The following is a 21107-nucleotide window of genomic DNA, read 5'->3' as shown; positions in this document are numbered from 1 at the left end:
TATATGCCTAAACAAAGTAAAAAAGAACTGATTATTCAAGAAGCTGCCTTAATCTTTAAACAAAAAGGTTATTCGGCAACATCAATGCGCGAACTGGCTGAAAAGGTTGGAATGGAAGCCGCAAGTTTATACAATCACATTCGTTCGAAAGACGAAATTTTAGAAGAGATTTGTTTTAAAGTTGCTAATCAATATGTTTCTCACATTAGTTCGATCGAAGATACAAACGAATCAAATGTTCAGAAATTGAGAGATTTAATTCAATTGCATGTCAGAATGATTATTGATGAGCCAAACGAAGTTTCTGTTGCAAATAATGATTGGAAAAATCTTTCGGATACGAAAAAAGAATTGTACAAAACAATTCGAAAAGGATACGAAAAAAGAATCGCTAATCTTATCAAAGCAGGAATTGCAGCAGGCGAATTTAAAGACTTGAATGTTTCGGTTGCTTTATTTACTTTATTATCATCATTACGTTGGATAGAATTGTGGTACAAACCTGGACGAGATATCTCACCAGAGCAATTAGAAAATGACTTAATGACACTATTAATTAACGGATTTCAAAAATAATATGGCTATAAATTTTCACCAATTACGCGTTAAAAATGTAAAAAAGGAAACACCAGATTGTGTATCCGTTACATTTGAAGTGCCAGAAGAATTAAACCAAGAATTCAAATTCAAACATGGTCAATATTTAACGTTTAAGAATTTTCACAATAACGAAGAAATTAGACGTTCTTACTCAATTTGTTCAAGTCCTTTGGATAATGAATTAAGAGTTGCTGTAAAGAAAATTGAGGATGGAATTTTCTCGACATTTGTTAACGATACAATCAAAGTTGGCGATGTTCTTGATGTAATGACTCCACAAGGAAATTTCTTTACAGAAGTACACGAAGACAACAAAAAATTATATGTAGGAATTGTGGCGGGATCAGGAATTACACCTGTACTTTCTATCATCAAAACAGTTCTACAAACAGAGCCTAACAGTGAATTTGTACTGTTATATGGAAACAGAAACAAAGGTTCGATTATTTTTAAAGAAGAAATCGAAGCATTAAAAAATAGATACATGGAACGCATTAGCGTTTACAATATCTTGAGTCGCGAAACGGCTGATGCTGAGATTTTGAGTGGTCGTATTGATAAAGCAAAAATTGAATATTTCTTGCAAAATATCATCGATCCAAAAGAAGTAAGCGAAGTTTTCCTTTGTGGTCCAGAAGAAATGATTTTAAGCGGTCGTGACGCTTTTGTAGAAGCAGGAGTTGATGCAAAACATTTGCATTTCGAATTATTCTATAGTGCATCTGCAGAAGCGAAAAAGGTAGAGCGTCAAAAAGCTGTAAAACAATCAGATGATACAATGAGTAAAGTAACCATCAAATTAGATGCAACAGCTTTACAGATTGATTTGGGTTACAATGGCGATACAATCTTAGATGCGGCTTTACAAAACGGAGCTGATTTACCTTATGCTTGTAAAGGTGGTGTTTGCGCAACTTGTAAGTGTAAAGTAGAGAAGGGTGAGGTAGAAATGGACATCAACTACTCACTTGAGCCAGATGAATTAGAAAGAGGATTTGTATTAGCGTGTCAAGCGCACCCTCGTTCTGCAGAAGTCGTGGTAGATTTTGATGCCAAATAATCAACTTTAAAAACGTTTAGAAATGAGTGCAAAAGAAATTGATTTTCAAGAAATCTTCGATAATAAGATTGAAAATGAAGTTCGTATCGAACCAAAAGACTGGATGCCAGACGCATACCGTAAAACATTAATTAGACAAATTTCTCAACATGCTCACTCAGAAATTGTTGGGATGTTACCAGAAGCAAACTGGATTACAAGAGCGCCTTCGTTAAATAGAAAGAAAATTTTGTTAGCGAAAGTTCAAGACGAAGCTGGACACGGTCTATATTTATACTGTGCAGCAGAAACATTAGGTGTTTCTCGTATCCAAACTTTAAATGACTTACATTCAGGTAAAGCAAAATATTCATCAATCTTCAATTATCCAACCCTTACTTGGGCAGATATCGGAATGATTGGTTGGTTGGTAGATGGAGCTGCGATTTTGAATCAAGTTCCATTATGTAGAACTTCTTACGGACCTTATGCTCGCGCAATGGTACGTGTTTGTAAAGAAGAATCTTTCCACCAAAGACAAGGTTACGAAGCATTAGTGGTATTATCAAAAGGAACACCAGAACAAAAAGCGATGTTGCAAGATGCAATGAATCGTTGGTGGTGGCCTACATTAATGATGTTTGGACCAAAAGATGAAGAATCTTCAAACTCAGAATTATCAATGAAATGGAGAATCAAACGTTTCTCGAATGACGAATTACGTCAACGTTTCGTAGATATTTCTATTCCTCAAGCCGAATATTTAGGATTAACTATTCCAGATCCTGATCTAAAATTCAACGAAGAAACAGGTCACTACGAATTCGGAGAAATTGATTGGGAAGAATTCTGGAATGTTGTGAAAGGAAACGGTAAATGTAACAAACAACGTTTGGATGCTCGCCGTAACGCACACAACGAAGGAGCTTGGGTTCGTGATGCAGCAACAGCTTACCACGAAAAAAGAAAACAAAGAGAATTAGAAAAAGAACAACGCAAAAACGCATAAAAAGATGGAAAATAGAGATTGGCCTTTATGGGAAGTATTCATTAGAAGTAAACAAGGGTTAGACCATAAACACGTTGGGAGCTTACATGCTGCTGATGCTACAATGGCACTAGAAAATGCACGCGATGTATATACACGTCGTTTAGAAGGTGTGAGTATTTGGGTGGTAGAATCTGCTAATATCCATGCTTCTAATCCTGATGAAGCAGAACAATTTTTTGACCCTGCAGAAGACAAAGTTTACCGTCATCCAACTTTTTATGATGTACCAGAAGAAATTAAAAACATGTAATTTATGACAAGTACAGTTTATCAAAACAATCAAAATTACATCGATTTTATCTTGCATTTAGCGGATACAAATCTAATTTTGGCGCAACGTTTATGCGAATGGTGTGGTCATGGTCCAATTTTAGAACAAGACATTGCAATGTCTAATATGGCGTTGGATCTATTAGGTCAAACTTCTAATTATTATGACTATGCTGCGGAAATGATCGGGAATGGAGCAACTGAAGATACGTTAGCAATGTTACGTGAAGAGCGTGAATATAAAAACTTATTGTTGGTTGAATTACCAAACGGACATTTCGGAGATACGGTTGCACGTCAATTCTTTTATGATTCTTACCATGCGTTATTGTTAGAACAATTCTTGAAAGTAAAAGATCTTAAATTACAAGCCATCGCTGAAAAATCATTGAAAGAAGTAAAATATCACTTAAAATGGTCTTCAGAATGGATGATTCGTTTAGGTGATGGAACACAAGAATCTCACGATAAAATTCAGGAAGCTGTAAACAATATTTTACCTTATGTAAAAGAAGCGTTTTTATTAGCGCCTTACCAAAAAGCTTTAGTTGAAGAAGGATTAATTTCAAGTCCAGAAGAATTTCAAACAACTTGGTTCGCAAATGTAAAAGCAATTTTAGACGAAGCTACAATCGAAGCTGATGTAGAAAATGCATTTGTACAAAAAGGAGGTAAAGAAGGTGTTCATACAGAGCATTTAGGATTTATCTTAACAGATTTACAATATTTACAAAGAACTTATCCTAATTCGCAATGGTAACCGAAAAAGAAATTTGGCAATACATGGAGGAAGTCGCTGATCCAGAAATTCCTGTGATTAGTGTAATCGATCTTGGTGTTGTGCGTAAAATTGAATTAATTGACGAACAAAGTGTCAATGTTACAATTACGCCAACATATTCAGGATGTCCTGCTATGAGTGCAATTTCAATTTCTGTTCGTTTAAAATTAATCGAAAAAGGATTCAAAAATATCAATGTCATTAATCAGTTGAGCCCTTCATGGTCAACTGATTGGATGACAGAAGAAGGAAAGCAAAAAATGAAGGCTTATGGAATTGCACCGCCAACCAAAAATCCTTCGTCTGATGCGCTTTTTTCGGATGAACAAAATGTAGAATGTCCACAATGTGGCTCTACAGATACCAGACTTATCAGTCAATTTGGTTCTACGGCCTGCAAAGCTATGTATCAATGCAATAGCTGCCACGAACCATTTGATTATTTCAAATGTCATCACTAAAAAATTATGGAAAATTCAACATCAATCCTATACACACAAGAGGGAGGAATTGCTACGATTACGTTGAATCGTCCTTCTGTTTTTAACAGTTTTAATCAGGAAATGATTAAATCTCTTCAACATCACTTGGATGTTGCAGCTCAAGATGTTTCTGTTCGTGCAGTGGTTTTAACTGGAACGGGGAAAGCATTCTGCGCTGGTCAAGATTTAGGCGAAGTTTTAGAAGAAAAAGAAATCGACTTCAATAAAATCGTTCAAGAAAATTACAATCCATTGGTTCTTAAAATTAGAAACATGGACAAACCAGTTGTTGCTGCTGTAAACGGTGTTGCTGCCGGTGCAGGAGCAAATTTAGCTTTGGCTTGTGACATTGTTGTCGCGAAAGAATCGACAAATTTTATTCAAGCTTTTTCTAAAATTGGTTTAATTCCAGATTGTGGAGGAACTTATTTCTTACCTCGTTTAATTGGACTTCAAAAAGCAACTGCTTTAATGATGCTGGCGGATAAAGTTTCGGCGGCTCAAGCTAAAGAAATCGGAATGATTTATGAGTTTTTTGCTGATGATATTTTCGATACTGAAGTTGCAAAGATTGCAGATAAATTAGCCAATCTTCCAACAAAAGGTTTGGCTTATACAAAGAAATTATTGAATCAAACATTTAATAATTCAATCGAAGAACAATTAATTCAAGAAGGATTATTTCAAGCTAAATCAGGGAATACATCGGATTATCAAGAAGGTGTAGACGCATTTATCGAGAAAAGAAATCCAGTTTTTAAAGGCGAGTAAGAAATGAAAAAAATAGGAATTATTGGTGGTGGAGCAATGGGTTCTGGAATTGCGCAAGTTTTTGCTCAATCTGGTCATTCTGTTGTTTTATATGACACAAATAAAGAAGCTTTAGATCGTTCTAAACAAAACTTAGCGAAGACTTTCGAGAAGTTAGTGGCGAAAGAAAAATATACTGCTGAAAAAGCACAAGAAATTCAAAACAAGATCGAATATGCAGATAGTTTAACAGCTTTTGCATCAATCGATTTAATGATTGAAGCAATTATTGAAAACTTAGATATCAAAAAATCAGTTTTCAAACAAGTGGAAGAAATCGTTTCTGACGAATGTATTTTAGCGTCAAACACTTCTTCTTTATCAATTGCATCAATTGCATCTGCGTGTTCAAAACCAGAACGTGTAATCGGAATTCACTTTTTCAATCCAGCACCATTAATGGCTTTGGTAGAAATTATTCCAGCTGTGCAAACACGCGAAGGATTAGCAGACGAAGTAAAAGCATTAATTCAATCTGTTGGTAAATTACCAGTCATCACAAAAGATACACCAGGATTTATTGTAAATCGTGTGGCTCGCCCATTCTACAGCGAATCGATTCGTTTATTAGAAGAAGGCGTAGCCGATGCAGAAACAATCGATTTTGCAATGACTTCTGTTGGAGGTTTCCGTATGGGACCTTTCGAATTAATGGATTTTATCGGTCATGATGTGAATTATCGTGTAACCGAATCTGTTTTCGAATCATTCTTTTATGATCCTCGTTTCAAACCATCTTTTTCTCAAAAACGTTTATTCGAAGCGGGATATTACGGACGTAAATCTGGTCGTGGATTCTACAATTATGCAGAAGGAGTGGAGAAAAAAGCACCATCTCAAGATCAAGCTTTATTAGAAAAAATCTACAAACGCGTTTTAGTGATGTTAATCAACGAAGCAGCTGATGCTTTATTTTTAAACATTGCAAACCGTGAAGATTTAGATACAGCGATGACAAAAGGTGTAAATTATCCAAAAGGATTATTGAAATGGGCGGATGAATATGGTTTGGAAAAAGTACAAGACGATTTAGATGAATTGTACAATTATTACCACGAAGACCGTTATCGTTTAAGTCCAATTATCAGAAATTACGTCAAAGAAAACAAAACATTCTACTAAAAAAATATCAAAACATGGAACCACAAAAGTTATTAAATGCAATGCTTGATCACGATAAATTTAGTGAATGGTTAGGTTTAGAAGTAATTGAAGTTAGAGAAGGATATGCAAAATTACAAGCAGCAATTCGTCCAGAAATGATGAACGGAGTAGGTTCTGTTCACGGAGGCGTTACTTTTGCGATGGCAGATTCTGCGTTTGCTTTTTCGTGCAATATGTACAATAATATTTCAGTTGCTTTAGATGTTCATATTTCATTTACGAAAGCTGGACACGAAGGTGATGTATTTACAATCGAATCGCAAGAAGTTTCTTCGACAAAAAGAACAGGTATTTACGATATCAAAGTTACGAATCAAAACAATGAGTTAATTGCTTTATTTAAAGGAACTTGTTTCAGAACAGGTAAACCTTTGATTGAAGAGTAAAATGTTATAAGTTCTACGTTATAAGTTCTTTGAACGTTAAGCGTAAAACGTATCACGTAAAACGTATAAAAATGAACCAAACATATATTATAGATGGAGTTAGAACTCCAATTGGTAAATTAAAAGGTGGATTATCAGCTGTTCGTCCAGACGATATGGGCGCAATGGTAATCGCCGAATTATTAAAAAGAAATCCATCAATCGATCCTGCTGCATTTTACGATGTAATTTTAGGAAATGCAAATCAAGCAGGAGAGGATAACCGTAATATTGCACGTATGTCGGCTTTGTTATCAGGATTACCTTATACAGTTCCGGGTGAAACGGTAAACCGTTTATGTGCTTCTGGATTATCGGCTGCAATTGCTGCATCAAGAGCAATTCAAGTTGGTGATGCACAATTAATGATTTCTGGTGGAGCAGAATCGATGACTCGTGCGCCTTTAGTGATTTCTAAATCAGCTTCTCCATTTGGTGGTGATGCGCAAATTTATGATTCAACTTTTGGTTGGCGTTTTATCAACCCTAAAATGAAAGAAATGTGGGGTGTTGATGGAATGGGAAATACAGCAGAAAATTTGGCGGAGCGTGATAATATTTCGCGTGAAGATCAAGATTTATTTGCCGTTTGGTCGCAACAAAAAACGGCTGCTGCACAAGCTAATGGACGTTTAGCGAAAGAGATTGTTCCTGTTATTATTCCACAACGTAAAGGTGATGCAATCATTTTTGATACTGATGAATTCCCAAAGAATAATACAACTATGGAGATTTTATCAAAGTTACGTCCAGCTTTCAAAGCAGATGGTACAGTAACTGCTGGTAATGCATCTGGTCTTAATGATGGTGCAGCTGCTAATATTTTAGCTTCAGAACAAGCGATTAAAGATTTTGGTTTAACACCAATGGCTCGTATTGTTTCTTCTGGTGTTGCAGGTGTTGAGCCTCGTATCATGGGGATTGGTCCAGTTAATGCAACGAAAATTGCGTTAGAAAAAGCTGGTTTAACAATGAATGATATTGATATTATCGAATTAAACGAAGCTTTCGCAGCACAGTCTTTAGCATGTACGCGTGCCTTAGGTTTAGCGGATAATGATGCTCGTATCAATCCAAACGGTGGAGCGATCGCTTTAGGACATCCACTTGGAATGTCTGGAGCGCGTATCTTAAATTCTGCGGCTTACGAGTTACAAGCAACAGGAAAACGTTATGCATTAGTTACAATGTGTATCGGTTTAGGACAAGGTTACGCTGTAATTATCGAAAGAGCATAAAATAGTTATTCGAAATTCGAAGTTAGTTTTTCGAGTAATACTAATTTCGAATTTCGTCAAACGAAAAACTATATTACAAAAATGATTTACGAATTCAAAGGATATAAACCCGTTGTTCATCCAACAGCTTTTATTCATCCACAGGCAGTGGTAACAGGAAATGTGATTATCGGGAAAGATGTATATATCGGTCCAGGTTGTGCATTACGTGGTGATTGGGGACAAATTATTATCGAAGATAATTGTAATGTACAAGAAAATTGTACGATTCATATGTTTCCGGGAACTACTGTTCGATTAAAAGAAAAAGCACATATTGGTCACGGAGCAATTATTCACGGCGCAACAATTGGTCGTAATTGTATGGTAGGGATGAATGCCGTTGTAATGGATAATGTTGTAGTGGAGGACGAATGTATCGTTGGTGCTTTAACATTTATAAAAGCTGATACGCATATTCCGACAAGAAGTGTTGTGGTTGGAAATCCTGCCAAAATCGTAAAACAAGTTTCGGATCAAATGATCGAATGGAAAGATCAAGGTACTCAACAATATATGCAATTACCAAGTGATTGTCATGAGAGTTTGAAACCTTGTGAACCATTAACAGAAGTTCCAGATTATTATTACGAGTCAATGGCAAGTAATTACAAGACTTGGAACGAAACAAAGTAAAACGGATTTCGAAATTCGAATTTCGTTGGACGTATAATAAAATACACAAACAACATAAAAATGGCTAAACAATTAGAAAATTATGCTTTAGGACAATGGACAAAAGGTTCGTCTGAAGGGCAAATGTTATATAACGCCATCAATGGCGAAGAAATAGGAACAGCATCATCAGCCGGATTAGATTTTGGTGCGATGATGGATTATGCACGTACAGTTGGTGGACCAGTTTTACGTAAAATGACGTTCCAAGAAAGAGGTTTAATGTTGAAAAAATTAGCCTTATACTTAATGGATCGTAAAGAAGAATTTTACACAGTATCTTGGGCAACAGGAGCAACACGTGCAGATTCTTGGGTTGATATTGAGGGTGGAATTGGTAACTTATTTGCCAATGCATCTTTACGTCGCCAATTCGGAGATCAACCATTTTATGTAGAAGGAGAAACACATAAAATTTCTAAAAACGGAACATTCTTAGGAACACATATTTTAACACCAAAACGTGGTGTTGCAATTCATATCAATGCTTTCAACTTCCCAGTTTGGGGAATGTTAGAAAAAGTTGCGGTTAACTTATTGGCTGGAGTTCCAGCTATCGTAAAACCTGCGACAATCACATCTTTCTTAACGGAAACTGTTGTTCGTGCAATCATCGAATCTGGAATTTTACCTGACGGTGCTTTACAATTAATCACTGGTTCTGCAAACGGAATTTTAGATAGTGTGGAGTCAGAAGATGTGGTAACATTTACAGGTTCTGCTTGGACAGGACAAATGTTAAAAGCTCACCCAAGAATTACTTCAGAAGGTGTTCCATTCAACTTAGAAGCTGACTCTTTGAACGCTTGTGTTTTAGGAGAAGATGTACAAGTTGGTTCACCAGAATTTGATATTTTCATCAAAGAGGTTACGCGTGAAATGACAACTAAAGCAGGTCAAAAATGTACTGCAGTTCGTCGTGCGTTAGTTCCAGCTCATTTGGTTGAAGATGTGCAAATTGCTTTAGGACAACGTTTATCAACGACTACTATTGGAGATCCAAATGTGGAAGGTGTTCGAATGGGAGCTTTGGCAGGTGCAGCGCAAGTGAAAGAAGTTCGTGAGAAAGTAGAAGAATTAGCGAAATCTCAAGAAATTATTTTTGGAAACTTAGATAATTTTGAAGTGAAAGGAGCTGATAAAAACAAAGGTTCTTTCATTTCTCCAATTTTATTCTTCAACAACGATCCATTTAATAAAACTGATGTTCACAATATCGAAGCTTTTGGACCGGTTTCTACGATTATTCCTTACAATGGAACAGCCGAAGCAATTGAATTAGTGCGTATGGGGAAAGGATCTTTAGTTTGTTCGATTGTTACTGCTGATAATGATATTGCAACTGAATTCGTTTTAAATGCAGGTTCATTACACGGGCGTATTGTTATTTTAGATGCTGAATGTATCAAAGAATCAACAGGTCACGGATCACCACTTCCATTATTAGTTCACGGAGGTCCAGGTCGTGCAGGAGGAGGAGAAGAAATGGGAGGAAAACGTGGTGTATTACACTATATGCAACGTACAGCAATCCAAGGTTCTCCAAATAAATTGACGGCGGTTACGCAACAATATCAATACGGAGCAGATTATATCGAAGAAGATAAACATCCATTTGCTAAACACTTCGAAGAAGTAAAAGTTGGTGACACATTAATTACAGCAAAACATACGATTCAACAATCAGATATTAATGCATTTGCAGCTTTATCTGGCGATAATTTTTATGCGCACGTTGATGCAACTTCTTTAGAAGGAACTATTTTTGAGCGTAATGTTGCTCACGGATACTATTTATTGTCTAAAGCGGCAGGTTTATTCGTTTTAGCGAAAAAAGGACCAGTTTTATTAAACTATGGTTTAGATGAATGTCGTTTTGTGAAGCCTGTTTATCCAGGTTCTACAATTGGAGTTCGTTTTACATGTAAAGAAAAAATCGATCAAGAGAAAAAAGACGAAAACGATGTGGCAAAAGGAATTGTTCGTTGGTTGGTTGATATTTACGACGAAACAGGAGAAACAGTTGGTATTGCAACAATTTTAACAATGGTTAAAAAATTAAATCAAGATTAATTTATTTAGATAATGTGATAATTCGTTAATTAGCTAATAATTTTCAAATTATCACATTAACATATATTCAAATTACTATGGAAGCTTACGTAAAATCAGATATACAAAACGGAATTGGTACAATTGAATTCTTTCATCCACAAGGTAATTCAATGCCAGGTTCTCAATTAAGAAACTTAGCAAAAGAGATTGAAAAATTAGGAAAAGATGACGAAGTAAAAGTTATTGTTTTAAAAAGTGCTGGAGACAGAACATTCTGTGCTGGTGCATCTTTTGATGAATTAATTTCAATCAAAGATCGTGAAACTGGTCTAGAATTTTTCTCTGGATTTGCACACGTAATTAATGCTATTCGCAAAGCACCAAAATTTGTTTTAGCTCGTATTCAAGGTAAAGCAGTAGGAGGTGGAGTTGGTATTGCTTCGGCAGCAGATTACACTTTTGCAACAGAATTTGCGTCTGTAAAGTTATCAGAATTAGCAGTTGGTATCGGACCATTTGTAGTTGGACCTGCTGTAGAACGTAAAGTTGGAAATTCTGCTTTTACACAAATGGCAATCAATGCAACTGAATTTCAGTCGGCTGATTGGGCGAAAGAAAAAGGTTTGTATGCAGAAGTTTATGCAAATGCAGTTGAAATGGATGAAGGAATTGATATTTTAGCTAAAAAATTAGCTAATTCTAATCCAGAAGCAATGAAACATTTAAAACGTGTTTCTTGGGAAGGAACAGAAAATTGGGATGAGTTATTAATTGAGCGTGCAAAAATTTCGGGTGAGTTAGTTTTATCAGAATTTACGATTAACGCAATTAACAAATTCAAAGCAAAATAAAAGACAACTATAGTTTATATAAGAAATCCACTTCATTTGAAGTGGATTTTTTATCTTAAAATAATTTTGATTTTGCAATTGTTGTTTTTAAATCAACCATATGTCTCAGAGCGTTTACAAAACTTTCTCTCGCAGGCGTATTTGTAATCAACATTTTTAATTGCACATTTTTATCATCAACTTTTTTATTTGAAATTAAATAAAAAAAGTTATCCTCCGTAGTTACTTTCGTAACGTCTTTCCAATATATCTTACAATATTGTTTTTCATCATTGTACAATTTTACATAATCATCGGTAATTTCGAAATAATCTCCGTACAAATTATATGCTTGGCAATTGACATGATCTAATGTTGGTTTGTTTTCTTGTAACCAATTTAATGTTTCCGATTCCGTTTGCGCGTTTGTTACGACAAAGCTTCCTAATACCATTATTAAACTTACCAGTTTTCTCATCTTCTAAAAAATATATGAATTGTTTGTTTTTTTATTATCAAAACAATTTATATATAGTTGATTCTGAATTTTTTCTAAAAATATCTTTTGTTGTTGTGAGACAAAAATAGTATGAGAAAAAACACTATAAAATACCTCAATTGTTGTATTTTTATATAATCTGTAATACTCTAACTATGCCTAAAAAAAATCACTTTATGAAAGAATTGAGAGAAGAATTTTCAGATTTTTTTTCTCATGAAAATAATTTATCTAAAAAAACACATAAAAAATTAGATAAGCAATCTATTGATTTGAAATTAGGAACTTCTTATTCTTATATTTTAAATCATAAAACAGATAAAATAAAAGATGTAGAACCAATTATTTTAGAGATACATCCTTTTGAAAAACTTCCGAAAAAATATCAAGAAATTACAAATTTATATTGCAAAGAAGATATTGATTTTGTGAAATTTGCAGAAAAAAAAGGATTAGAATATCTGAAAAATATTGACAAAAAAGATATTTATGTTATAGAATATGCATTTCGTATTCGTAATTATCTAAATCAATTTGTTTATTTCGTTCACCAAACGATTCACAATTTTTCTGAGGATAATAGTAGAATAAATTTTACATATCATCGCAATATATATTTAGATATTTTAATTAAGCAAAATAAATACTTTGTAACAATTAGAAATTTAAAAAAGAATTTAATAGAATCTACTTTTATGTACGATTCCTTGAAAAATGAATTTCCGAATTTATCAAAACGAGAAAGGGAAATTGCTAATATGATTTTAGACGGCGTATCGGATAGACAAATATCTGAGCGCTTATTCATATCATATAATACTGTCCGTACTCATCGAAAAAATATATTACGAAAAACTGAGTGTAAAAGCGGTTTAGAGTTGTTGAGTAAATATAAACGTTTGAGAAATATATAAATAAAAATCCACTTCATTTGAAGTGGATTTTTATTTATAATTTAAAATACTCGTCTTTATAATATTTACTTTTCTTTGCATACAAAATATCTTTTTCTGGATTGAGAATAAGATTGAAACGTTTGATTAAATCGCCACCCATAATATTTTTGTGTTGAATTTTTATTGTGCTATCAAAAAATGACATAGGTACATTTTTGAATGTTTGATTTGCTAATTCGAAATCAGGTAAAATTGATTTTTTGGAAAGAATTACATTTCCAGCAGCATCACTTAGTTTAGATTCTCCAATAATTTCAAATTTTTCTAATAATTTATATTCTTTTGCAAAATCATCTGAAATCATCAAAGCACCAGAAAAACCTGTGTGAATCATAAATTCTGTTTCAACCGGTTTTTTGTCAATGAATGGAAAAGCTTTTATATACAGCGTTTCTTGAGAATATCTTGAATTTAATTTTGTATACTTTTTTAGTTTGGTAGGTGCTTTATCATAGACAAATAATTTATTCTCATCAAAATTGATTTCTAAATATTTTCCTTCGAAAAACTTCAAACCTATTTTTCCATCACTTTCATGTCCAGATTGTTTGTCGATAAAAATCGGAATTTTGCTAAACTCTTCATTACCAAATTTAATTACATTGTTCTTACTCATTTTCATATCCGAATATCCCGCCCAAGATGTCACATTGTTTAATGTATCAGAAATCGAAATAGATTTCATTTTTTTGTAAGAATCATCGATAATCGTAATATAATCAGAGCCTGTATGTAGCATCAGTTGTACCGTATCTTTTTGATTGATGATAACTGGCACTAAAATATTATTGTATTTTGTTAATCGAAATGGAATCTCTTTTACGATATTCTGCCCGAAAATAGTAATTGAAATAATAGTAAAAAGTAAAGTGAAAATTGTCTTTTTCATTTAGTTGTATTGTTTTATTAAAAGTAAACTAATTTGTAGAAATCATTAATATACTATAATTAAAAATATTCCTTTTAAATTTGCGGTATGGGAGTAGCTGAATTATTATTAAAACGCAAACAAGAATTGATCGAAAAGAACAAAACAGAAGGTTTAGCTTTTCGAGAAGAATATAAATTGAAAGAAGGTGTAACCGAAACCGAAAGTGGATTATTGTATGAAGTAATCACGATTGGAGAAGGAGTGAAGCCAACTTTATCTGATACGGTTTTGTGTCATTATCATGGAACAAATATCAACGGAGAAGTTTTTGATAGTTCGGTTCTACGCAAGAAACCTGCAGCTTTTCCTTTGGAAAATGTAATAAAAGGTTGGGCAGAAGGAGTACAATTAATGCCAGTTGGAAGTAAATTTAGATTTGTTGTAAAACCTGAAATTGGTTACAAAGACAGAGAGATTTCAAAAGAATTAGGACCTTATTCTACCATGATTTTCGAAGTAGAATTGATGGGGATTTTATAAAATATTTAAATAAAAAACCACTTCATTAGAAGTGGTTTTTTTATGTTTAAATTTTTCTCTAATTTTTCAATATTTCATCAAAAAACTCTTTCGAATCGTTATCAAACGTAGGTTTTTGTAACAATAATTGAGAAATTTTCACAATTTTATCAAAATCTTGTTGCGTAAAATATTCACCAAAATGTTCGTTGCAAAAATCACCTAAATTTCCTAAAACGATATTCACTTCCTCTTCGCTCAACTCACCTTTTTGTTTCCAACGTTCACGGAACAAACTTGCTGCTAAATAAGAAGAAATATCAATCAAATCATCAATCGATATGTTAGATCCGTTTTTCAATTTTGCCATAATCAACGTATCCATATCGCGATAAATCACTTCTCGTATTGTCAAATCTTTATTTTCCATTCTTTGTATTCTTTCGCAAAATTAGAGATTAAAATTTGGTTCTACCTGAAATTTCATCAATTCTTTCGTTTTTGGATGCGTAAATTCCAAAGATTCAGCATGTAAATGCAAACGATTTGCTTTTTTTCCATATAAATCATCGCCAATAATTGGTGCATTTAGTCCCAAACGATGCGAAGCATGCATGCGCAATTGATGTGTACGACCAGTAATTGGATAAAAATAAACAAGCGTTTTATTGTCTTTTCTTGTAATGACTTCATATTTTGTTTGCGCCGTTTTTCCATGTTCATAACAAACCATTTGTCTCGGTCTATCGTCTAAATCGACACGTAATGGTAAATCTATAAAACCGTTATCATGTTCGATATTTCCGTCTAAAAGGGCAATATAACGTTTATGAACTTTACGTTTAATGAATTGTTGTTGAAGAAGTTTATGACTCTCTTTATTTAAAGCTAAAACAAGAATTCCAGAAGTTGACATATCCAAACGATGAACAATAATCGGACCTGTAGCCAAAGGAAATTGATGTTTAATTCTAAGATAAACCGAATCTTTAATCTCAATTCCAGGAACCGAAAGAAACTCTTCTGGTTTATTGATAACAACCAGATCATCATCTTGATATAAAATTTCTAATTCTTCAACAGTTGAATTTTGCTTCAACAATAAGTTTTCATTTAGTTCAATTCCTTGCAACATATGTCCTAAAATTGGCTCACATTTACCTGTACAAGCTGGATAAAATTGTCCATGTTTTCTAACTTCAGACTTAGGCGAATCTCCCCACCAAAACTCAGCCATACAAATTGGTTCTAAATCATTTTGAAATGCATATTGCAATAATTTGGGTGCAGCACATTCTCCGGCAGCAGCTGGAGGTTGTTGAAATACTGTGTTCGAAAAAATCTCTAATAATCCTTTTTCTTGCTTAAACTTATTCAAGAACTTATATTGATTAAATAATTGATTTTGAAGAGAATTAGATTTTGTTTTTCGTTCTTCTTTTAATGAATTGATTTCAGTCTCAAAAACATTTATTTTGTTTAATAAAAGTTGTTTTTCAGCATCAAGTTTTTCACTCAAAACTCTGAATTCATATTTATCACGTAAACTTTGTTTGATTAAATCTTCTTCAAAAAATTGAATTTCTTCTTCAGATAAAGTTGATGAAATTGTTTCGCGTTGAGATTTTCTATCTTTTTTATTTGATTTTAAAAGTTGTTTTCCTTCTTCAATTTTTAATTTAGAATTGATTTCAAATTGAAGAAAATCTTCTTTAAGTTGTAGATAGTTTTGATTATTCTCTAATGATTCTAAAATACGATTGATTTCATTCAAACGTTCTTCTTGTTCTAAGAAAAAACCATTTTTATTCAACATATCAAAAACAGGTGGAACAAAAATTTTGTGTTGATTAGTATTAGCTAATTTCCCTGAAACAGCTGCTAAATAACCAATTTTGTTCTCCTGATTTCGAACAACTAAAACACCAAACATTTTACCAATTGGAGTAGAAGATAGATCATTTTCTAAACCAAAATTATGTTCAAAATCGGTTTGATTTTCCAAGTATTCTTGTACCTCTTTGCATGCTTGTTTTGCAATTTCAGTTGGTTCATAATAAAATGGATAATCAAACTTTTTAGGAAGTTCGTATGTTGTAATTGGTTGTTTAAAATATTGAAAATAACTGGACATTTGTTTCTTTAAAATCGATGCAAAGATACAGTTTAAGGTATAAATTTAGAAAAGAATAGTTTTAAAATACCAAAAAAGAGCTTGATTAATCAAGTTCTTTTTTTAATCGTCTATCGTATCTTTTTTGATGACTTTGGTATTATTTGGGACTTTTCCGTATAAAAAGTCGAGGTATATTTTACTGTAAGAATTAAATAATTGGAGTAATTTGAAATAATTTACATCATTCAATTCTATTTTAGATTCGGTATTGGTTAATGCATTATCAATGAAATCTCTGATTTTGAATTTCGGAATTTTTAAATCATTTGTGAAATAATCATCACCAAAATAATTTTTGATTTTTGTGATTTTGTCATACTTATCTTCATAATCAAGCAATGCTTTTCGTTGTTTTGCTTTACCAGAAAAAACATCATAAATACGTCCAATATCCAATCTCGTCAACGTAATATCTCCACTCAAAAATCCAGCTTTCAACGAAGATGTATCTTTTATAGGTTTGATATCAGGATTAACGCCAAGACTTTTATAAAGTTTTGTTACAACATCAGCTTTTTTTCCATTTTTGACATCTTTTTCAAGAATTCCTGTCAACTTTTGACCAATATATGCGGTATTCAATTGAATTGTCTGAACAGCTAAATGGACTACAATTGTTTGTTTATTGAACAAATTTGGTCTTAAGATAATTAGTCGATTTTCATACCAATCAGATTGTATTTTAAGCGTGTCATTTACTTTTGCTTGAATAAGAAAAGTTCCTGTAAAATTAGAAATTGTTGTATGATTTGTTCTCAGATTTGTAACGTAAACTCCTTCTGCTGTATCGTCAGAATCATCAATAATAATGTTTCCCTGAACCCATTTTTCTTGTGCAAAAATAAAATTCGACAACAGCAATATTAGAATGGTAAATAGTGATTTCAATTGTTCGTGATTATACGTTTAATTATTTGTACGAAGATAAGTCTTAATAAATTAGCATCAATTTTGTTAACGTTTATTGGCTAAATTTTAAAAATCTATTAAGAATTATTGATTTTTGTTTTGATTCAATTCATTCAAATAATCTTTCGCATAAGATTCTAAATCAATCATTATCGTACCAAATTGTCTGCTCAAAACTTTTTCTTGGAGCGGATAACGTGCATTAACATAATATAAAAATTCTTCTATTTTATATTCAGGAATTTGTAATTGATTCGTATAAAAATCTGTTGGATAATAATGTTTAACTTCTTGAACAAGAGAAAGTTTTGTTTCGTAATTACGTACACGACGTTGCTCACGGTAAAAACCATTCATATGACCAATTAATCGAACAGGATTTAAAACATCCATTGGTTTGAATTTGGCAATATCTCTTTTAGGTTCTAAATCTCGTAAACGTTGATCAAGTCCCATTTTATCGTACAAATCTGTTTTATTATCCTTGTGATATTTAGGTTGTAAAGGACCTTTACCAATTGTAGCACCACTCAATTCAATTGTTTCAATATCCAAATGTGCTTGTAAAAAACCTTTGTTGTAAATATTTTGGTTGATTACAATTTTTCTAGGAATCAAAAAATCTGCTTCAAACAAAATCGTGTCGCCAACATTTGCTTGGATAGAATAATAACCCGAAGGGCTTGTATATGTCTTACTTTCTGACGTCAGATTTTCTATACGAGCACCAGAAACTGAGGAAATATAATCGTTTCCTTCGTCTACAACCACAGAACCAGTAATCAACTTATTTTGCGCAAAGCTGATGAATGGAAAGATAAATAGTGTGTATGTTAACCAATATCGCATGTTAGATTTAACCTTTTATTTTTTGTTTCATTTTCGACCAACGATAATCTCGGATGAATTTCTCTTGATCTCGATTTACCATTTTTTTTGTACCATTGGTTTTAGCTTCAAAAAAACCTTTCAAATAATACAAAATATAGGTGGGTTTCTTTTTACGTAAAGCCAATTTTGTGCCAGCAATTAATGTAATCCAAAATCCGTAACCTAATGCATAATAAGCTGCACCTTGTTTGTAAAGTGCCGATTTATTGTAACTAGCACCAGTTGGTTTTAGATGTTTGATGTGTAAAGATTCGTCTGTAACAACTTTCCAACCATAATATTTACACAACAATTCGTCTACTGTATCCCAACCCATATGTGCGCGTAATCCACCAATTTTTTCGTAACAATTTTTTCGATAAGCCTTAAATGCGCCACGAATATGGTCTTTATCTGTCAGATTTTCAAGAATCCATTTTCCGTCTTTGTCAATATACGCAAAACCACCAACCATTGCAATATCTTCATCTTGATTAAAATGAGTTAAAATAGTCTCAAAATAATTAAACGGAATATCTAAATCTGCATCCAATTTAACAATAATATCATAATTAGGATCAATGATTTCGTAACCTTTCAAGAAAGCTTGTATCACTTTGCTTCCTGGTTGATGTTCACCTTTTGATAATATATTTCTTAATTTGATGAACGGATATTTTGTTGTAAATTCTTCTACAATTTGTTGCGTTTTATCGGTTGAATGATCATTTACAACAATCACTTCATAGGGCAAAACAGTTTGATTAACGAGAGAATTTAGCGTAATCGCAATAAAATCTTCTTCGTTATGTGCAGGTATAACAATAGAGTATTTAGTAAGTAAAGTCTTTTTTTCGTTCTGCGTAGACAGCATAATATCTTGGTGTAATTCTTCTTAATAAGGGTCTTATTCCCAGTTTGTTTGATGGATGCGTCCATTTGTGACGATGTATCACATTCCATCCAGCTTTTTCCATTAACATGTCAAATTGCCAATCTTCAAATTCGTGATAATGTACATCTCGCGCATCATTTTGATTACGATAAGCAGGTGAAAACCACAAACGCATCGGAATTGAAGCTAATAATTTATCTCCAGGCAAATTTCTTAACACTTCCATTGGATTGACTAAATGTTCTAAAATTTCTAAAGCCGTCACAAAGTTAGCATCATAATTTTGCAAATCCTTATAATAATAGTCCAAATCGTCGCCATTTGTATTTTTTACATCAAAACCATTTTCCAACATCACATCTGTAAAAGGATTTTTGATTCCCAAATCAAGGATTTTATCAGTGGGTTGAGCAAATTGCTTTAGCAAAGCTAAGGTTTCATTGTATCTTTTTTGTGGATATACTTTGTACATTGTGTTAGTTGTTTTCGGATGATAAATTTAATCATCTATTTTTAATATTGTTCGTTTCTATTTTAATTTTTTTATTGCAAATTTGCCAGATGAAAACGATCGGATATTATCGATTACGAAACAAAAATAAAGTAGAAGGTTTTGCGAAGGAGATTGATGGAGTAACCTATTTTAAAGGTTATAACGAATTCTCTTGGCACGAGAATGCTTTGCAATTTGATATCATAGATATTGGAATAAATATATTGGATAAACGAAATCGACGATTATTTACCAATGATATTGTGTTATATAAAGTCTCAAAAAAGCCATTTTTGCGCACAGGTTTTGTCGTTTACGAACCAAAACTGAAAGAATTTGGAATCGTAGATCAACAAAGTTTTCATTTTACACCTTTCTATGTCGAAGGTTTGTGTTTGTTCGATCATGATAAACTCGAAGTGATTTCTCATTTATTTACGAAGAAAGAAAAGACTAAATAACTTATTCGGATAGATTTTTGATAATAGATTTTGAAAATCTATTACAATGAAAAAAATAATCACGCCTTTATTATTTGGTTCAGCAGTTTTGCTTTCTCTTCAAATGATGAGTTGTACAAATAAAACTGAACCTAAACCTGAATCTGCGAAAGTTAATTCAAATTCTGAAATTGAATCAAACAAAAAAATTGTTCTTGATTTTTACCAACAAATGTTTGGTGATAAGGATTTAACTGCGGTTGATAAATATATTGCTCCAGAATATATACAACACAATCCTAATGTAGCAGATGGATCTGAGGCATTCAAAAAAGCTGCGGAAGGCTGGTTCAAAGGAGCTCCAAAAACCAAAATTGATGTACAACATATTGCGGCAGAAGGAGACTTGGTTTTCTTGCATATCAAAAATACAAATCCAGATGGTTCGCTAAAATCAACAATAGATATTTTTAGACTGAAAGACGGAAAAATTGTAGAACATTGGGACGTGCATCAAGATGTACCAAAAGAATCTGCAAATCCGCATCCAATGTTTTAAAATCAAATCTATACTTAGGCATTATTATTGTTTAAATCATTAAACCACTTAAAATATACTATTATGGGAAATTTAATTAACACAATTGCGGTAATATTAATTATTTTATGGGCAATTGGATATTTCGGTTTTGGAGAAGCAGTTGGTAGTTTTATCCACATTCTTTTGGTTTTGGCAGTTATTGCGATTTTATATCGATTGATTACTGGACGAAAATCATAAAATATCTCCCGTAAGGGAGATATTTTAGTTTATATCATATTGTCAATTGTTTGAAAATTATCATTTTATGATAAATGTTCTCTAATTTTTTAGATTAAAAAGCTTCCCTTAGTTTTGCAAAAAAATTAGTTTGTCTTTTCGATTTCAAGTCCATTTATCCAATAAATCCATTTATGTTATAGCGCTTATTGTAAGCGTTATTGCTGTGTTTGCTCTTGTTATATTGAGTTTTTTGATTA

Annotated in this window: 26 protein-coding genes; 18 read left to right on the top strand and 8 right to left on the bottom strand. The window is 32.7% G+C overall.

From position 1 onward, the window contains the following. Positions 1 to 3 precede the first annotated feature (3 nt). The 13 genes from HXZ74_RS02420 to HXZ74_RS02360 all read left to right on the top strand — a co-directional run bounded on the left by HXZ74_RS02420 (position 4) and on the right by HXZ74_RS02360 (position 11480). A complete protein-coding gene (locus HXZ74_RS02420; RefSeq protein ID WP_280037669.1) occupies positions 4 to 576 on the top strand; it encodes a TetR/AcrR family transcriptional regulator in 573 nt (190 codons plus the stop codon). 1 nt (position 577) lies between these two features. After that, positions 578 to 1660, top strand: a complete 1083-nt coding sequence (paaE, locus tag HXZ74_RS02415) for a 1,2-phenylacetyl-CoA epoxidase subunit PaaE (protein ID WP_286473649.1) — start codon at positions 578 to 580, stop codon at positions 1658 to 1660. 22 nt (positions 1661 to 1682) lie between these two features. After that, positions 1683 to 2648: a 1,2-phenylacetyl-CoA epoxidase subunit PaaA gene (paaA, locus tag HXZ74_RS02410; protein WP_038335708.1), complete on the top strand. Its 966-nt coding sequence runs from the start codon at positions 1683 to 1685 to the stop codon at positions 2646 to 2648. A 4-nt stretch (positions 2649 to 2652) separates the two neighbouring features. After that, the gene (paaB, locus tag HXZ74_RS02405; RefSeq protein WP_038335709.1) at positions 2653 to 2940 is read left to right on the top strand and encodes a 1,2-phenylacetyl-CoA epoxidase subunit PaaB; all 288 of its coding nucleotides are present in this window, start codon (positions 2653 to 2655) and stop codon (positions 2938 to 2940) included. A gap of 3 nt (positions 2941 to 2943) precedes the next feature. Continuing rightward, positions 2944 to 3720: a 1,2-phenylacetyl-CoA epoxidase subunit PaaC gene (gene paaC / locus HXZ74_RS02400; protein ID WP_180906687.1), complete on the top strand. Its 777-nt coding sequence runs from the start codon at positions 2944 to 2946 to the stop codon at positions 3718 to 3720. After that, a complete protein-coding gene (gene paaD / locus HXZ74_RS02395) occupies positions 3714 to 4202 on the top strand; it encodes a 1,2-phenylacetyl-CoA epoxidase subunit PaaD (protein WP_180906688.1) in 489 nt (162 codons plus the stop codon). Before paaC ends, paaD begins: the two co-directional genes overlap by 7 nt. 6 nt (positions 4203 to 4208) lie before the next feature. Beyond that, positions 4209 to 4994, top strand: a complete 786-nt coding sequence (locus HXZ74_RS02390; protein ID WP_180906689.1) for an enoyl-CoA hydratase-related protein — start codon at positions 4209 to 4211, stop codon at positions 4992 to 4994. A 3-nt stretch (positions 4995 to 4997) separates the two neighbouring features. Beyond that, complete coding sequence (locus HXZ74_RS02385) at positions 4998 to 6155, top strand: 3-hydroxyacyl-CoA dehydrogenase NAD-binding domain-containing protein (protein WP_180906690.1); 1158 nt, start codon at positions 4998 to 5000, stop codon at positions 6153 to 6155. Positions 6156 to 6169: 14 nt separating this feature from the next. Continuing rightward, positions 6170 to 6583: a hydroxyphenylacetyl-CoA thioesterase PaaI gene (gene paaI / locus HXZ74_RS02380; RefSeq protein ID WP_180906691.1), complete on the top strand. Its 414-nt coding sequence runs from the start codon at positions 6170 to 6172 to the stop codon at positions 6581 to 6583. A 71-nt stretch (positions 6584 to 6654) separates the two neighbouring features. Next, positions 6655 to 7860 (top strand): 3-oxoadipyl-CoA thiolase, encoded by a 1206-nt coding sequence (gene pcaF, locus HXZ74_RS02375; RefSeq protein WP_286473642.1) that lies wholly within the window; start codon positions 6655 to 6657, stop codon positions 7858 to 7860. An 81-nt stretch (positions 7861 to 7941) separates the two neighbouring features. After that, a complete protein-coding gene (locus tag HXZ74_RS02370; RefSeq protein ID WP_280061477.1) occupies positions 7942 to 8535 on the top strand; it encodes an acyltransferase in 594 nt (197 codons plus the stop codon). 60 nt (positions 8536 to 8595) lie between these two features. Continuing rightward, positions 8596 to 10647 (top strand): phenylacetic acid degradation bifunctional protein PaaZ, encoded by a 2052-nt coding sequence (paaZ, locus tag HXZ74_RS02365; protein WP_286473641.1) that lies wholly within the window; start codon positions 8596 to 8598, stop codon positions 10645 to 10647. 77 nt (positions 10648 to 10724) lie between these two features. Continuing rightward, positions 10725 to 11480, top strand: coding sequence for an enoyl-CoA hydratase/isomerase family protein (locus HXZ74_RS02360; RefSeq protein WP_286473640.1), 756 nt, complete (start codon positions 10725 to 10727; stop codon positions 11478 to 11480). Between the two features lie 55 nt (positions 11481 to 11535). Here HXZ74_RS02360 and HXZ74_RS02355 read toward each other — a convergent pair whose 3' ends face one another. Then, positions 11536 to 11937 carry a hypothetical protein gene (locus HXZ74_RS02355; protein WP_125350276.1) on the bottom strand — a complete coding sequence of 134 codons (402 nt, stop codon included), beginning with the start codon at positions 11935 to 11937 and terminating at the stop codon, positions 11536 to 11538. A 197-nt stretch (positions 11938 to 12134) separates the two neighbouring features. Between HXZ74_RS02355 and HXZ74_RS02350 the strand changes: the two genes are divergently transcribed. Continuing rightward, the gene (locus HXZ74_RS02350; RefSeq protein ID WP_286473638.1) at positions 12135 to 12872 is read left to right on the top strand and encodes a LuxR C-terminal-related transcriptional regulator; all 738 of its coding nucleotides are present in this window, start codon (positions 12135 to 12137) and stop codon (positions 12870 to 12872) included. 34 nt (positions 12873 to 12906) lie between these two features. On the opposite strand, the gene HXZ74_RS02345 is transcribed toward HXZ74_RS02350, so the two are convergent. Continuing rightward, positions 12907 to 13803 (bottom strand): pepsin/retropepsin-like aspartic protease family protein, encoded by an 897-nt coding sequence (locus tag HXZ74_RS02345; RefSeq protein WP_038335725.1) that lies wholly within the window; start codon positions 13801 to 13803, stop codon positions 12907 to 12909. Between the two features lie 87 nt (positions 13804 to 13890). On the opposite strand from HXZ74_RS02345, the gene HXZ74_RS02340 reads away from it, so the two are divergent. Next, positions 13891 to 14325 carry an FKBP-type peptidyl-prolyl cis-trans isomerase gene (locus tag HXZ74_RS02340; protein ID WP_052217810.1) on the top strand — a complete coding sequence of 145 codons (435 nt, stop codon included), beginning with the start codon at positions 13891 to 13893 and terminating at the stop codon, positions 14323 to 14325. A 58-nt stretch (positions 14326 to 14383) separates the two neighbouring features. On the opposite strand, the gene HXZ74_RS02335 is transcribed toward HXZ74_RS02340, so the two are convergent. The 6 genes from HXZ74_RS02335 to HXZ74_RS02310 all read right to left on the bottom strand — a co-directional run bounded on the left by HXZ74_RS02335 (position 14384) and on the right by HXZ74_RS02310 (position 19626). Beyond that, on the bottom strand, positions 14384 to 14734 hold the full coding sequence (locus HXZ74_RS02335; RefSeq protein ID WP_038335727.1) for a hypothetical protein: 351 nt from the start codon (positions 14732 to 14734) through the stop codon (positions 14384 to 14386). 21 nt (positions 14735 to 14755) lie between these two features. After that, positions 14756 to 16438: an RluA family pseudouridine synthase gene (locus tag HXZ74_RS02330; protein WP_286473636.1), complete on the bottom strand. Its 1683-nt coding sequence runs from the start codon at positions 16436 to 16438 to the stop codon at positions 14756 to 14758. Positions 16439 to 16540: 102 nt separating this feature from the next. After that, positions 16541 to 17368 (bottom strand): hypothetical protein, encoded by an 828-nt coding sequence (locus HXZ74_RS02325; RefSeq protein ID WP_236688212.1) that lies wholly within the window; start codon positions 17366 to 17368, stop codon positions 16541 to 16543. A 105-nt stretch (positions 17369 to 17473) separates the two neighbouring features. After that, positions 17474 to 18238 (bottom strand): hypothetical protein, encoded by a 765-nt coding sequence (locus HXZ74_RS02320; RefSeq protein ID WP_147279985.1) that lies wholly within the window; start codon positions 18236 to 18238, stop codon positions 17474 to 17476. 7 nt (positions 18239 to 18245) lie between these two features. Next, complete coding sequence (locus tag HXZ74_RS02315) at positions 18246 to 19133, bottom strand: glycosyltransferase family 2 protein (protein WP_115000295.1); 888 nt, start codon at positions 19131 to 19133, stop codon at positions 18246 to 18248. Next, positions 19093 to 19626 (bottom strand): class I SAM-dependent methyltransferase, encoded by a 534-nt coding sequence (locus HXZ74_RS02310; RefSeq protein ID WP_115000293.1) that lies wholly within the window; start codon positions 19624 to 19626, stop codon positions 19093 to 19095. Before HXZ74_RS02310 ends, HXZ74_RS02315 begins: the two co-directional genes overlap by 41 nt. Before the next feature lie 89 nt (positions 19627 to 19715). On the opposite strand from HXZ74_RS02310, the gene HXZ74_RS02305 reads away from it, so the two are divergent. The 3 genes from HXZ74_RS02305 to HXZ74_RS02295 all read left to right on the top strand — a co-directional run bounded on the left by HXZ74_RS02305 (position 19716) and on the right by HXZ74_RS02295 (position 20868). Next, entirely contained in the window at positions 19716 to 20108 is a 393-nt protein-coding gene (locus HXZ74_RS02305) for a hypothetical protein (RefSeq protein WP_115000291.1), read from the top strand. A gap of 46 nt (positions 20109 to 20154) precedes the next feature. Next, positions 20155 to 20646 carry a nuclear transport factor 2 family protein gene (locus tag HXZ74_RS02300; protein WP_260392441.1) on the top strand — a complete coding sequence of 164 codons (492 nt, stop codon included), beginning with the start codon at positions 20155 to 20157 and terminating at the stop codon, positions 20644 to 20646. A gap of 63 nt (positions 20647 to 20709) precedes the next feature. Beyond that, the gene (locus tag HXZ74_RS02295) at positions 20710 to 20868 is read left to right on the top strand and encodes a lmo0937 family membrane protein (protein WP_038335736.1); all 159 of its coding nucleotides are present in this window, start codon (positions 20710 to 20712) and stop codon (positions 20866 to 20868) included. The last annotated feature ends 239 nt before the right edge of the window (positions 20869 to 21107 follow it).

This window comes from Empedobacter sp. R750 (assembly GCF_030324345.1).
In the GTDB taxonomy this organism is placed as follows: Bacteria; Bacteroidota; Bacteroidia; order Flavobacteriales; family Weeksellaceae; genus Empedobacter; species Empedobacter falsenii_C.
The sequence above is the reverse complement of the archived record's forward strand: the minus strand, read 5'-3'. Positions and strand labels throughout refer to the sequence as shown.